At 72.8% G+C, this 12,891-nt stretch carries 10 protein-coding genes; 6 read left to right on the top strand and 4 right to left on the bottom strand.

The window, feature by feature from the left end; all coding sequences use genetic code 11:
* Positions 1–40 precede the first annotated feature (40 nt).
* Complete coding sequence (locus KIT14_04180) at positions 41–3,007, top strand: ThuA domain-containing protein (protein MCW5889729.1); 2,967 nt, start codon at positions 41–43, stop codon at positions 3,005–3,007.
* 194 nt (positions 3,008–3,201) lie between these two features.
* On the opposite strand, the gene KIT14_04175 is transcribed toward KIT14_04180, so the two are convergent.
* The 3 genes from KIT14_04175 to KIT14_04165 all read right to left on the bottom strand — a co-directional run bounded on the left by KIT14_04175 (position 3,202) and on the right by KIT14_04165 (position 5,876).
* Complete coding sequence (locus KIT14_04175; protein ID MCW5889728.1) at positions 3,202–3,459, bottom strand: helix-turn-helix domain-containing protein; 258 nt, start codon at positions 3,457–3,459, stop codon at positions 3,202–3,204.
* 318 nt (positions 3,460–3,777) lie between these two features.
* Complete coding sequence (locus tag KIT14_04170) at positions 3,778–4,458, bottom strand: EthD domain-containing protein (protein MCW5889727.1); 681 nt, start codon at positions 4,456–4,458, stop codon at positions 3,778–3,780.
* Positions 4,446–5,876: an HAD-IB family hydrolase gene (locus tag KIT14_04165; GenBank protein ID MCW5889726.1), complete on the bottom strand. Its 1,431-nt coding sequence runs from the start codon at positions 5,874–5,876 to the stop codon at positions 4,446–4,448. The genes KIT14_04170 and KIT14_04165 overlap by 13 nt, the downstream gene beginning before the upstream one ends.
* Before the next feature lie 88 nt (positions 5,877–5,964).
* Between KIT14_04165 and KIT14_04160 the strand changes: the two genes are divergently transcribed.
* The 3 genes from KIT14_04160 to KIT14_04150 all read left to right on the top strand — a co-directional run bounded on the left by KIT14_04160 (position 5,965) and on the right by KIT14_04150 (position 9,981).
* The gene (locus KIT14_04160) at positions 5,965–8,331 is read left to right on the top strand and encodes a glycerol-3-phosphate 1-O-acyltransferase (GenBank protein ID MCW5889725.1); all 2,367 of its coding nucleotides are present in this window, start codon (positions 5,965–5,967) and stop codon (positions 8,329–8,331) included.
* An 18-nt stretch (positions 8,332–8,349) separates the two neighbouring features.
* Positions 8,350–8,988, top strand: a complete 639-nt coding sequence (locus tag KIT14_04155) for a GNAT family N-acetyltransferase (GenBank protein MCW5889724.1) — start codon at positions 8,350–8,352, stop codon at positions 8,986–8,988.
* Positions 8,989–9,081: 93 nt separating this feature from the next.
* On the top strand, positions 9,082–9,981 hold the full coding sequence (locus KIT14_04150) for an SDR family NAD(P)-dependent oxidoreductase (GenBank protein MCW5889723.1): 900 nt from the start codon (positions 9,082–9,084) through the stop codon (positions 9,979–9,981).
* A 316-nt stretch (positions 9,982–10,297) separates the two neighbouring features.
* Here the strand turns inward: KIT14_04150 and KIT14_04145 are convergent, their stop codons facing one another.
* Positions 10,298–10,645, bottom strand: coding sequence for a hypothetical protein (locus KIT14_04145; protein ID MCW5889722.1), 348 nt, complete (start codon positions 10,643–10,645; stop codon positions 10,298–10,300).
* A 290-nt stretch (positions 10,646–10,935) separates the two neighbouring features.
* Between KIT14_04145 and KIT14_04140 the strand changes: the two genes are divergently transcribed.
* Both KIT14_04140 and KIT14_04135 read left to right on the top strand, forming a co-directional pair.
* Positions 10,936–12,318 (top strand): GMC family oxidoreductase, encoded by a 1,383-nt coding sequence (locus KIT14_04140; protein MCW5889721.1) that lies wholly within the window; start codon positions 10,936–10,938, stop codon positions 12,316–12,318.
* On the top strand, positions 12,315–12,890 hold the full coding sequence (locus KIT14_04135; protein ID MCW5889720.1) for a hypothetical protein: 576 nt from the start codon (positions 12,315–12,317) through the stop codon (positions 12,888–12,890). The genes KIT14_04140 and KIT14_04135 overlap by 4 nt, the downstream gene beginning before the upstream one ends.
* Position 12,891 lies beyond the last annotated feature (1 nt).

The following is a 12,891-nucleotide window of genomic DNA, read 5'->3' as shown; positions in this document are numbered from 1 at the left end:
GCGTTGACGGTCCGGAAGCCCGTGCGCTACGCCCCGCCGCATGCGGACCTCCGCCTTCGTCCTTCTCCTCGTCGTGCTCGCCGGCGTCGCGACGCCGAGCGCCGCCGCTCCCAAACGGGGCCTGCGCTGCAGCGACGGCCAGTTCGTCTCCGACGCGCCGCTCTTCGCGGGCGGTACCGCGCCGGCGGTGATCGACGTCGCGGGCCGCTTCGTCACGATGGACGGCTGCGGGCGCGCCACCGCGCGCGTGAAGCGACGGCCCGACGGCTGGCACGTCCGCGCGCGCTGGCGCCGCTGCGGCGACGTGCGCCGCGTCCGCCTGCACGGCATCGTGCCGCCGGGCGCCTGCGCGAAGATGGGCGGCACGGTGAAGGCGCGCAGCCCGGTGACGACGACGTCGCTCGCCGCCGAGCGCGCCGTCCGGCTCCTCGTCTTCAGCCGCACCACCGGCTTCCGCCACCCGTCCATCGCCGACGCGCATCGCGTGCTCGGCGCGCTCGGCCCGCGCGATCGCATCGTCCCGACCATCAGCGAGGACCCGACCGTGTTCACCGACGAGGGCCTCGCCGCCTTCGACGTGGTCATGTTCGCGAACACGACCGGCGACATCCTGGACGACGAGCAGCAGGGCGCGCTCGAGCGCTTCATCCGGCGCGGCAAGGGCTGGGTCGGCGTCCACGCCGCGGCCGACACCGAGTATACCTGGCCGTGGTACGGCCGCCTCGTCGGCGCGTACTTCACGCGCCATCCGCTCCTGCCGGTCGAGGTCGAGGTGACGACCGAGGACCACGACCACCCGTCCACGGCGCACCTCCCCGAAACCTTCGTCTTCACCGACGAGATATACAACTTCGACCGCAACCCGCGGCAGGACAACGCCATCCTGCTCACCGTCGACGAGGCCGGCTTCATCTTCCCGAACTTCCCGCCGGGACCGAACATGGGCGAGGACCACCCGATCGCCTGGTACAAGGAGTTCGAGGGCGGACGCTCGTTCTACACCAACCTCGGACACCGCCCCGAGAGCTGGAACGACCCGCGCTTCGTGCGCCACCTGCTCGAGGGCGTGCGCTGGGCGGGACGGCCGGTGTCGTGGAGCCGCATGATCCTCACCGATCGTGCGGCGAATCCGATGTCGATGGCGGTGACGCCGGACGGACGCGTGTTCTACGTCGAGCGCACCGGCGAGGTATGGGTGTGGTCGCCGGCGACCGGGCGTGCGACGCTCGCCGGCACGCTTCCCGTCGACACCAGGGCCGAGAACGGCCTCCTCGGCATCGCCGTCGATCCGCAGTTCGCAAGCAACGGCCGGCTCTACCTCTACCACTCGGCGCCGGTCACCGATCCGCCGCCGCCCGGCCCGCGCGGACGGAACACGCTCTCGCGCTTCACGGTGCGGGCGGACGGCACGCTCGACCTCGCCTCCCGACGGGACATCCTCGAGGTGCCGAGCGAGCGCGAGTGCTGCCACGAGGGCGGCGGTCTCGCCTTCGGCCCCGACGGCTCGCTGTTCCTCTCCGTCGGCGACAACACCGATCCGTTCCAGGCGAACGGCTACGCCCCGCTCGACGAGCGCCCCGGCCACGAGCGCGAGAACTCGCAGCGCACGGCGCAGAACCCCTTCGACCTGCGCGGCAAGATCCTGCGCATCCGCCCCGACGGCTCGATTCCACCGGGCAACCTCTTCCCCGCCGACGGCAGCGAGGGCCTGCCGCAGATCTACACCATGGGCTCGCGCAATCCCTTTCGCATCGCCGTCGACCAGGTGACCGGCCGCCTCTTCTGGGGCGAGGTCGGACCCGACGCGTTCGTGGACTCGTCGCGCGGGCCGCGCGGCTACGACGAGATCAACGTCGCGTCCTCGCCCGGCAACTACGGCTGGCCGTACTGCATCGCCGAGAACCTCGCCTACGCCGACTGGGACTACGTGACGAGCTCTTCCATGGGCGCGTTCTCCTGCGACGGCCACCGGCCGGCGGTGCTCGCATACGACTACACGACGGTACGCTACCTCCCGCTCGGCAACGCGCTGCCGGCCGAGGGCGCGTTCTTCAGCGGGCGCACGGCGATCGCAGGCACGTTCTATCGCCGTCCTTCGGGCGACGCCCCGTGGGCGCTGCCGGCGCCGTGGGCCGACACGCTCATCATGACCGACTGGACGCGCGACGTGATCGCGTCGGCCGACATCGGCGCCGACGCCGAGCTGCGCTCGCTGCGCCGCCTGCTGCCGTGGGAGCAGTTTCTGCGTCCGATCGACGTCGAGACCGGCCCGGACGGCGCGGTCTACGTGCTCGAGTACGGCAGCGGCTACTTCGGCGACAACAGCGACGCGCGCCTGTCGCGCATCGAGTACTCCGACGACGGCGACCTGCGGCCGGTGGCGCAGGTGAGCGCGTCGGCGCGCTACGGCGCCGCGCCGCTCGCCGTCACGTTCTCGGCCGAGGGCTCACGCGCGCCCGGCCAGGGCGACGAGATCGCCCGCTACGAGTGGGACTTCGACGGCGACGGCCGCGTCGATGCGCGCGAGCCCGTCGTCCGCCATACGTTTCGCAGGAACGGCGCCTACGCCGTGTCGCTCGTCGTCGTGACCGACACCGGCCGGCGCAGCTTCCCCGTCGTCACCGATCTCATCGTCGGCAACACGGCGCCGGTGGTCGAGATCCTCTCGCCCGTCGACGGCGCCACGGTCCGCAACGGCACGCGCCTGCAGCTCCAGGGTCGCGTCGTCGACGCCGAGGACGGCACGCCCCCGTGCAACAGGCTCGGGTGGGACATCCGTCTCGGTCACAACGCGCACACGCACCCGCTCAGCGTGCAGCTCGGCTGCGCCCCGACGATCACCGTATCGGTGCCGCCGAGCCACGGCCAGGCGACGAACCTCTTCCTCGCCGTCGAGCTCAGCTACACCGACGGCGGCGGCCCCGGCGGGGAGCCGCCGATCACCGGACGCGACGGCATCCGCATCAACGTACTGCCGGCGTCGCCGAGCGGCGCCTTCCTCGAATGAGCAGCCGCCCGCGTCGTTCGATCCGCCGGCGGCGCTCTCGACGGCTGCCGCGAGAGAGCGAGCGCGCTCGATTCGACGCTCGATTCGAGAGGAGGGGCGGCTCGAGACCGCCCTGCATCATGGGATGAGGGAACGCCCGGACGCTGCCCAAGGCATGCTCACCTGGGCCGAGCGCCGGGCGCCCCGTTGGTCGCTCAGCGTTCCTCGGGATTGGCCGGACCGCCGGCCCGGGCGAGCAGCTCGCGCAGGGCCTTCCAGGCGAGCGCGCTCGGGCGAGCGTGACCGTTCTCCCAACGGCTCACGGTGGACACCGTGGCGCCGAGCTCATGGGCCAGCTCCTCCTGCGTCATGCTGAGCTGCGCGCGGATGCCGCGAACGACTTCCGCCGCGTTCGACGTAGGGGGGCGCCGGGTAGCGGTCTCGAGGTTGGTGGGGGTGGTCTCGGGTGTCATCGCTTGTTCTCCATTGCACGCCGTTCCAGGGTGCACTCCGCCAGACGAAACCTGCGCGGATGATGTGTCAACGGCGTGGCTCGCCAAAGGTAACGCTCGTCCCCTGCGCTCGACAGCTTCCGTTCATTAGACCGGTCGGTCGATCGCCCGAATTGCCGGTCCCAGTCGCATCCGCCCCGCGCCTGACGGCCCAACCGACCATGTGGGTTCGATGGCGAGCCGCGTGATTTCCTTTACCACCGCGACGCCGCACCGGAAGCCCGGTCGTCACGCGACCAGGATGGGCCGATCCGGGGGCACACGAAGCCGAGTCGGTGCCTAGCGCTGCACGTACTCGGCGACGCGATACGGCCCGGTCGTGCCGATGAAGCGCGCGATGTCCTCGCGCACGACGCGCTCGCCCTCGGGCGAATCGAAGAGCCCCGTCCGCCAGGCCTCGTCGGACGGGAAGTGCAGCGCGGCGAAGCCGTCCCACTCCTCACCCGTGTCGCCGAGGCGGCGCTCGACGACGCTCGTCACGTAGCGCGACATGCCGGGATGGTGCCGCAACGCCAGCGGGACGTGCGTGCCGAGCCAGTGCGCGACGAACGCCTCGTGCGTCATGTCGGGGCGCCGGCGCAGCGGGCAGAGCATCTTGATGCCCGGCGAGCGCGCGCCGCGCGGCGTCGCGGGCGCCGGCGCGCGCTGCACGTGCTCGGTCGTGAGGTAGGTGTCGGCGCCGGCGAGGAAGCGGGCGACGTCGCGCCCGATGGCGCGGCGCCCCTCGTCGGAGTCGTAGAGCCGCTGCTCGTAGTCTTCCAGCGTGTCGAACGAGAGCTCGCCGACGCTGTCGTACGCCGGGAACCCCGCCGGCACCTGCTCGACGACGTTGACCACGTACCGTCGCATGGTCGGATGATGACGGAGCGCGAGCGGGACGTGACCTTCGAGCAACAGCTCGGCGTAGCGCGCCGGCGTCAGCTCCGGCCGGCGCCGACAGCAGAAGATCAGCTTGACCACGACGCCAGGGTGTCCTGGTAGAGCCGCTCGACCTCGGCCATGAGGCGGTCGACGTCGTGCACCGAGAGCCTGCCGGTCTCGATCGGCGGGTGCACGACGACGTCGATCTCCGACGGCCGCGCGATGATGCCGTGCTTCGGCAGCGCGTCGACCGTGTTGCGGAAGACGATCGGCACGATCGGCACGCCGGCGGCGATCGACAGGTGGAAGGCGCCCTTCTTGAAGGCACCGAGCTTGCCCGTCGCGCTACGCGTGCCCTCCGGCGCGATGGCGAGCGACAGCCCCTCGCGCAGCGCCTGCACCGCCGGCGCCAGCGCCTGGATCGCACGCTCGCGGTTGAAGCGGTCGATGAAGACGACGCCGGCGAGCGCGAACACCGGCCCGAAGAACGGGTTGCTCTTCACCTCCTGCTTCGCGATCGCGACGAAGTCGCGGCGCAGGAGCCGACACAGGAGCAGCGTCTCGACCGCGCTCTGGTGGTTGAACGTGAACACGGCCGGCCGCCGCGCCCAGAGGTGCTCCTCGCCCTCCACGTTGAGGTGGATGCCGGCGAGACCCGTGCCGAGCTCGCCCCAGATCGTCGCGGCGACGTTGATCGCCGCGCGCCAGCGTCCCTCGAGCACTGCGACCGGTACACCCATCAGCAACGACGGCACGAGGCTGCCGAGCGCCAGGCCCGTGCGCACGACCTCGACGGGTCCGGGCAGGCCGCGCGTCGTGAACGTGCGCTGCGGCCAGCCGCGGCGCACCGCCTCGGCGGCGAGACCGCGGTTCGGGTTCGTGGGCCGCGGCCTCCCCACCGCCTCGAGGAGCGGCAGGTCCTCGTCGCTGTCCGTGTAGAAGAAGCTCTCCGCCATCTCGACCCCCCGCTCCCCCGCCAGCGCCTCGGCGGCCACCCGTTTCCCCACTCCGTAGCACGGATCGCCCGCGATCCGTCCCGTGAACACCCCGTCGGCGACGCCGAGCCGCGTACAGAGGACGTGCTCGATGCCGAGCTCCCGCGCCACCGGATCCGTCTGGTAGGGCGTCGCCGAGGAGACGATCGCCACCGTGTGCCCCTTGCGCCGGTGCGCCGCCACGAGGACGCGGGCCTCGGGGTAGAGGTCCGCCGCGAGCCGCTCTGCGAAGACGCGGTCGCCCAGCTCGCGGAACGCCGCCTCCGATTCGCCCCGCAGGAGGGCGAGCGTCTCGGTGACGAAGTCGCTGAAGGGCAGCTGCCCGAGCTGGAAGCGCAGGCCCGCGAGCATCGTCAGGCCGAGGCCGGTCGCGCCGATCCGCCCGGTGACGATGCCGTCCATCACGAAGGTGAGGACCGAGAAGCCGGCGATCAGGGTACGATCGAGATCGAAGAAGGCGCCCACGTGCGATCCCGAGGGACTCGCCTCGATCTCGCGCACCAGATCCGCCATCGTCGACACGGTGCGGCGAACATAGCGCCGGCCCGCGCGGACGGTCCAGCGCTACCACTCGACGGCGGGTTGGGACTAGACTTCTGGCGGCGTGGCCATGGGGATCCCGCAGCTTCGCAGCGAGCCCGAGCAGGCGCGTCGCGTCGTGTTCCTGCTCGACGCCTCGAGCGGCATCGAGCGCCGTCTGCTGCTCGAGCACATCCACGACAATCCGCCGCCGGGCCCGTTCGAAGCGATCGCGATCCCACCCTCGCGCCGGCACCGGCGTCGGCGCGATCTCGATCGCCGGCTCGAGGCCGCGGTCGCCGCCGACGACGATCCGCTCTTCACGCCCCTGCGGGTCGCGTGGATGGCCGTCAAACGCCCCGGCGGCCCGCGGCGCCGGCTGCTGCGGCTCCTCATGACCGGCGATCCGCGTGATCCGGGCGCGCTGCGCCAGATGCTCGTGAAGCACAAGCCCGGCCGCTGCCAGGTCGTCTTCGGCGACGCCGCGCGCCTCTCCGAGCTGCGCGAGCGCTGGCGCAAGGCCGGCGGCGCCGGCGGCAGCGAGACGACGGGACTCGCCGACTTCGTCGCGCGCCAGGCGGCGCTGGCGCTCGAGCGCGCGGAGCGCCGCATGCGCGGGCTGCGCTACAAGGTGCCGCGCTTCGTCCACGAGGACATCCTCGCCCGCCCGAACTTCGCCGGCGGCGTCGCGCGGCTGGCACAGCAGCTCGGCCGCCCGCCCGCCTCGGTGCGGCGCGAAGCCGAGAGGTACCTGCACGAGATCGCGGCGACGCACAGCCCGTACGTCATCGACGTCGTCGCGCAGCTGATCCGCCTGCTCTACACGCAGGCGTACGGCGAGGCGCTGCACTACGACCGCGCCGAGCTGGAGCGCGTCTACGCCCTCGCGCAGCGCTATCCGGTGGTGTTCCTGCCGTCGCACAAGTCGAACCTCGATCATCTCGTGCTCCAGTACGCGCTGCACGAGAACGGCCACCCGCCGAACCACACCGCCGGCGGCATCAACATGAACTTCTTCCCGGTGGGACCGCTCGTGCGGCGCAGCGGCGTGTTCTTCATTCGCCGCACCTTCAAGGACAACCTGGTCTACAAGCTCGTCCTGCGCCTCTACATCGACTACCTCATCGAGAAGCGCTTCCCGCTCGAGTGGTACATCGAAGGCGGGCGCTCGCGCTCGGGAAAGCTGCTGCCGCCGCGCTTCGGGCTGCTCGCCAACGTCGTCGACGCCTACCGCCGCGGCCGTAGCGAGGACGTGTTCCTGATCCCGGTCGCGATCGCGTACGACCAGATCCAGGACGTCGGCGCCTACACCGCCGAGCAACGCGGCGGCACGAAGGAGCGCGAGAGCTTCGGCTGGTTCGTCGGCGTCGTGCGCGGGCTGCGCCGCCGCTTCGGCGACATCTACATCCGCTTCGGCGAGCCGCTCTCGCTCGCGAAGCTCGTCGGTCCGGTCGATCCGCTCGCCGACCACGACACGCAGGCCGATCACGACGAGGACACGCTGGCGATCCAGAAGCTGGCGTTCGAGATGTCGGTGCGCATCAACGCGGTGACGCCGATCACGCCGACCGCGCTGATCGCGCTCGCGCTGCTCGGCCGCGGCGACCGCGCCATGAGCGTGCCCGAGCTGGTCGTCGCGCTCGGCAACCTCGTCTTCTACGTGCGCCGCCGCGGGCTGCCCACGACGGTGCCCCTCGACCTCGACACGCCGGCGGGCGTGCAGGCGATCCTCGACGAGCTGGTCGCGAACGGCGTCGTCACGGTCTACACCGGCGGCCCGGAGCCGGTGTACGCCGTCGCGCCGCAGCAGCACCTAACCGCGGCGTACTACCGCAACACGGTGATCCACTTCTTCGTCAACGCCGCGATCGCCGAGCTCGCGCTGCTGCGCGCCGCCGAGGACGACGTCGGCGACCGGCGCACCGCCCTCTGGGACGAGGCGATGCGCCTGCGCGATCTCCTCAAGTTCGAGTTCTTCTTCCAGGAGAAGGACCGCTTCCGCGTCGAGCTGCGCGACGAGATCGTGCTGCACGACCCGAAGTGGGAGTCGGCGATGCTGGTCGGCGCCGACGCGATCCGCACCGTCGTGCGCCGCTTCCGGCCGTTCAACGCCCACCGCGTCCTGCGCCCGTTCCTGCACGCGTACCTCGTCGTCGGCGACATGCTGGAGCGCGAGGATCCCACCGCGGCCTTCGACCAGAACGCCTTCGTGAGCCGCTGTCTCGGCCTCGGCCAGCAGTACCTGCTCCAGCGCCGCATCGGGAACGCCGAGTCGATCTCGAAGGTCCTGTTCGAAACGGCGCTGCGCCTGGCGAAGAACCGCGGCCTCCTCGACCCCGGTCCGCCCGACCTCGCGGTCCGGCGGCGCGCGTTCGCCGCCGAGATCCGCGCCGTCGTACGACGCGCCGACGCGATCGAGGTGCTGGCGCAGTCGCGCGTCGCCGGCCTCATTCCCTGACACCGAAGCGAGGATCGCATGTCGACCACCATCCGCCCCGCCACCGCCGCCGACCGCGACTTCGTCGCCTGGACCATCCTCGCCGCGTCGCGCTCGCACCTGCCGCGCGGCGCGTGGGACATCAGCCTCGACGCGCCGGAACCCGACGTGCTCGCGTTCATCGAGCGCCTGACGCGCGTCGAGCCGGCGACGTTCTGCCACTGGCGCGGCTTCCTGCTCGCCGAGGTCGACGGCACGCCCGCGGCGGCACTGTCGGCGTACGACGCGGCCCGCGTCGCCGACGTCGACGCCGCGGTGGCAAGCGAGCTGTCGGCGATGGACTGGACGCCGGAGCAGATGCTCGCCGCCGACGCGCGCTTCAAGCCGTTCCTCACCTGCGTTCCCGACCAGCCCGCCGGCACCTGGATCGTCGAGTGGGTCGCGACGCGACCGGAGTTTCGCCGCCGCGGCCTGGTCGACGCCCTGCTCGAGGAGATCCTCGCGCGCGGCCGCCGGGCCGGCTACCGCGACGCACAGATCTCCATTCTCATGGGCAACGACCCGGCGCGCCGCGCCTACGAGAAGACCGGCTTCACGCTCCAGCGCGAGCGCACGCACCCCGAGTTCGCGGAGCTCATGGGCTGCCCGGGCATCGCACAGTACGGCCGCACGCTGTAGGCGCGGCATGCGCCGCCGAGCGGCGTCGACTCCCCGCGGTTTGACGGCCGGCCCGCCCCCGCACTAGTCCCCCGGTCCTCGGAAGGAGGACCGATGGGACTGCTCGATGGAAAGGTCGCGATCGTCACGGGCGCCGGGCGCGGGCTCGGCCGCGAGGAGGCGCTGGCGCTCGCCGCGGCCGGCGCGAAGGTCGTCGTCAACGACATCGGCACCTCGCTCGCCGGCGAGGGCACCGACGCCTCGCCCGCGCAGCAGGTGGTCGACGAGATCGTGAAGGCCGGCGGCACCGGCGCCGTGAACGGCGAGGACGTCGGCTCGTGGGACGGCGCGCGGCGCACGATCGAGCAGGCCTACGACACCTACGGACGCCTCGACGTCGTCGTGAACAACGCCGGCGTGCTGCGCGACCGGATGATGTTCAACATGACCGAAGAGGAGTTCGACCTCGTCATGCGCGTCCACTGCAAGGGCCACTTCGCCATGACGCACCACGCGAGCACGCGCTGGCGGGCGGCGGCGAAGGCGTCGGGCAGCGTCTTCGGCCGCATCGTCAACACCTCGTCCGAGGCCGGGCTCATGGGCACCGCCGGCAACAGCAACTACGCCATGGCCAAGGCGGCGATCGCGGCGCTGACGATCAGCACGGCGCGCGAGATGGGCCGCTACGGGGTCACCGCGAACTTCATCGCGCCGCGGGCGCGCACGCGCATGACCGACTCGATGCCGAACAGCTCCATGTTCGACAAGCCGGAGAGCGGCTTCGACGCCTTCCATCCGGCGTGGCCGGCGCAGCTCGTCGTCGCACTCGCGAGCGAGCAGGCGGGCGACGTGAACGGCCAGGGATTCATCGTCTGGGGCGGCAACGTGACGCTCGTCCGCGGCTGGCACGTCGTCGGCTCGATCGCGCGAAACGACGCGTTCAGCGCCGCCGACATCCTCGCGCGCAAGGACGAGCTGTTCGGCGACAACCCGCGCGAGCCCGTGTTCATGTAGCCCCGGCGCCGCCGCCCGTCACGTCGTCGAATGCCAGCCGCGGTTCGAGCGTCGAAGGGATCGTGCCCCCTCCCCTCCGACCAACGGGCGGTCGCGCGCATCGTGGCGCGCGGCCGCCCCGGCGATGATCTCCCGAAAGGAGGGTCGGCGCCGCAAGACGGTGCTCGCCGTCTTGTGCCTGCTACTGCTCCTCGCGGCGCTCGTACTGCGCGGACGACGCGCCTGGTTGGGATCCCCTGCAGCGCACGCGCCCCGTCCTGCGCCGGTGAGCGCGGGGTAGCCGCGCGCTCACGGCAGCCTCCGTCGCCGCGCTCCGTCAGGAGCCGGCGGCGAGGGCGGCGTCCGCCGCCTGGGCGACGGCGCCGAAGACGAGGGCCAGCGCGCCCGGCTCGATCGTGCGCGCCGGCACGCCGTCCGGCGTGTGGAAGAGCGGGAACGTCCCCGAGAACGACAGGACCGGCGCGCCACGGCCCTGCCGGAGCGCGCCCTCGCCCGCGAACGTACCCGACGACATCGGCACGAACCCCGCCGGCGCCAGCGCCGCATGCACGGCGGCGCGCGCCGCCGGATCGAGATCGTCGGCAACCAGACGCAGCGGTGCGAGCACGCGGCCGCCCTTCCCGTCGTCCGCCATCGCCGCGAGGCTCGCGCCGAGGTGGATCACGAGCCGCGGCGCCGGGCCTCGGGGCGGCGGCGAGCAGCGCCGTCCCCTCGACGGCACGACGCAGAAACGTGCGGCGCGTGAGCAGCCGGCGGTGGCCTCCCATGCGGGAGCGCTATCACGATCGCCCCCGCGAGCGGCACACGCGGTGCCGAGCCCATCCCGAGCACGCGCGGGCGTGGCACAGCGGCGGACCGGGTGCTACGCAGCCGCATGGCCTCGTCGATCCCGCGTCGCGCACCGGCGCGCGCCCCCGGGAGGCCGGCCTGAGCCTGCGCGCCGATGTGGTCGTCGTGGGCACCGGCGCCGGCGGTGGTCCGGCGGCGGCCGTCCTCGCCGAGAAGGGCCTCGACGTCGTCGTCCTCGAGGCCGGGCCGCGCGTCGAGGCCGGCGACTTCACGGGCGACGAAGCCGAGATGACCGCCCGCCTGTGGGCGCTGGGCGCGACCGACGCCGGCATGACGCTCTACGCCGGCGCCTGCGTCGGCGGCTCGACGGTCATCAACGACGCGCTCTGCTTCCGCCCGCCGCCGGAGATCCTCGCCGCGTGGCGCGACCGGCACGGGCTCGCCGGCTTCACCGAGGCCGCGATGGCGCCGTTCGTCGACGCCGCCTGGGCCGACGTGCACGCCGAGCCCACCGGCTCCGACCACATGAACCGCAACGCCCGCCTGCTCGAGCGCGGCGCCAAGCGGCTCGGCTGGGCCGCCGGCGCCGCGCCGCGCAGCGTGCGCGACTGCGTGAACCTCGGCCTGTGCAACTTCGGCTGCCCGAGCAACGCGAAGCAGTCGACGCTCGTCACCTACGTACCGCGCGCGGAGCAGGCGAAGGCGCGGGTGCTGGCGTCGACGCGGGTCGAGCGCCTGCGCCTCGGCGCGGGCGCCGTCAGCGCGGTGGAGGCCCGCGGCGCCGACGGCCGGCCGCTCGTCGTCGAAACCCCGCGCGTGTGCCTCGGCGCCGGCGTGCTCGGGACGCCGCCGCTCCTGCAGCGCAGCGGGATCGCGGCGGGCGACGGGGTGACGGTGCATTCGAGCACGCACGTGTCGGCGCGCTTCCCCATGCCCGTGCACGCCTACTACGGACCGACGATGGCGTTCGTCGTGCACGAGTTCAGCGACGTCAACGGCAACCGGGGGCCGGGCGTCATGATCGAGAGCGTGGCGGCGTCGCCGCTCGCGACCGCCACCGCCCTACCCGGCTTCGGCCCCGCCCACGCCGACGCGCTCGCGCAGCTGCCCCACCTCGCCCGCGCGCTCGTCGTCGCCCACGATCGCAGCCGCGGCCGCATCGACGCCGAGGGCCGCGTCGCCTACGCGCTGCTGCCCGAGGACATGGAGCGGCTGCGCGTCGGCATGCGCGAGTCGGCGCGCGCCTACCTGGCCGCGGGTGCCGACGAGGTGTGGCTGCCGGTGAACGGCCTGCCGCCCGTCCGCAGCGAGTCCGACCTGGTCACGATCGACGCCGCCGCCCGCCGCCCGGGCGACTTCGCCCTGCTCTACGCCGTGCACCTCTTCGGCGGCGCCGCGATGGGCGACGTGTGCGACGAGGCCGGCGCCGTGCGCGGCGTGCGCGGCCTGTGGGTGGTCGACGCCTCCGGCCTGCCGACCAACACCGGGGTCAACCCCCAGATCACGATCATGGCCAACGCGCTGCGCGTGGCGCAGGGGATCGCGTGACGCCCGCGGTGGCGCACGCCGCGGCGGCGCTCGACCGCCGCACGTTCCTGCGTCTGGCGGGTCTGGCGGCCGCGGCGGGGCTGGTGCCGACCGGCTGCGGCGGCGGGCAGGCGCCGGCCGCAGGCACGACGCTCCAGGTGCTCTCGTCGCGCCAGTACGCGACCCTCACCGCCGCGGCGGCGCGGCTCGTCGGCCCGCGCGGCGCCGCGCTGATCCGCGATCGCGCCGTCGACCCGGCGGCGGCGGCCGACGCGCTGCTCGCACGCTCGCCGCTCGTCGGCGGCCTCGTCGCACAGGCGCTCACGGTGCTCGAGTTCGGCGTCTGGCCGCTCCTGCCGAAGCTGCGTCCGTTCACCGCGCTCGACGACGACGCGCAGGACGCCCTGCTGCGCGACTGCATGACGTCGTCGATGGACCTCAAGCAGGCGCTCTTCGCCGGTGTGCGCGGCATCGTGATGGGAGCGTTCTACGGCCAGGCGGCAACGCAGCCGCTGACGCACTACCCCGGGCCGTTCGGGCTCGGCGCCGTGACCATCGCCGACGCGATGCAGCCGCTCGACGAGCCCGAGTAGC

The organism is bacterium (assembly GCA_026129405.1).
Taxonomy (GTDB): Bacteria; Desulfobacterota; Binatia; order DP-6; family DP-6; genus JAHCID01.
Note: the sequence above shows the minus strand (reverse complement) of the source record. Positions and strands in the feature narration are given on the sequence as shown.

What these genes read in the sequence shown, in the direction of transcription:
- KIT14_04180 (MCW5889729.1), top strand. Translation starts at nt 41, where the DNA reads ATGCGGACCTCCGCCTTCGTCCTTCTCCTCGTCGTGCTCGCCGGCGTC.
- KIT14_04155 (MCW5889724.1), top strand. Translation starts at nt 8,350, where the DNA reads ATGTCGACCACCATCCGCCCCGCCACCGCCGCCGACCGCGACTTCGTC.
- KIT14_04175 (MCW5889728.1), bottom strand. Translation starts at nt 3,459, where the DNA reads ATGACACCCGAGACCACCCCCACCAACCTCGAGACCGCTACCCGGCGC.
- KIT14_04160 (MCW5889725.1), top strand. Translation starts at nt 5,965, where the DNA reads ATGGGGATCCCGCAGCTTCGCAGCGAGCCCGAGCAGGCGCGTCGCGTC.
- KIT14_04150 (MCW5889723.1), top strand. Translation starts at nt 9,082, where the DNA reads ATGGGACTGCTCGATGGAAAGGTCGCGATCGTCACGGGCGCCGGGCGC.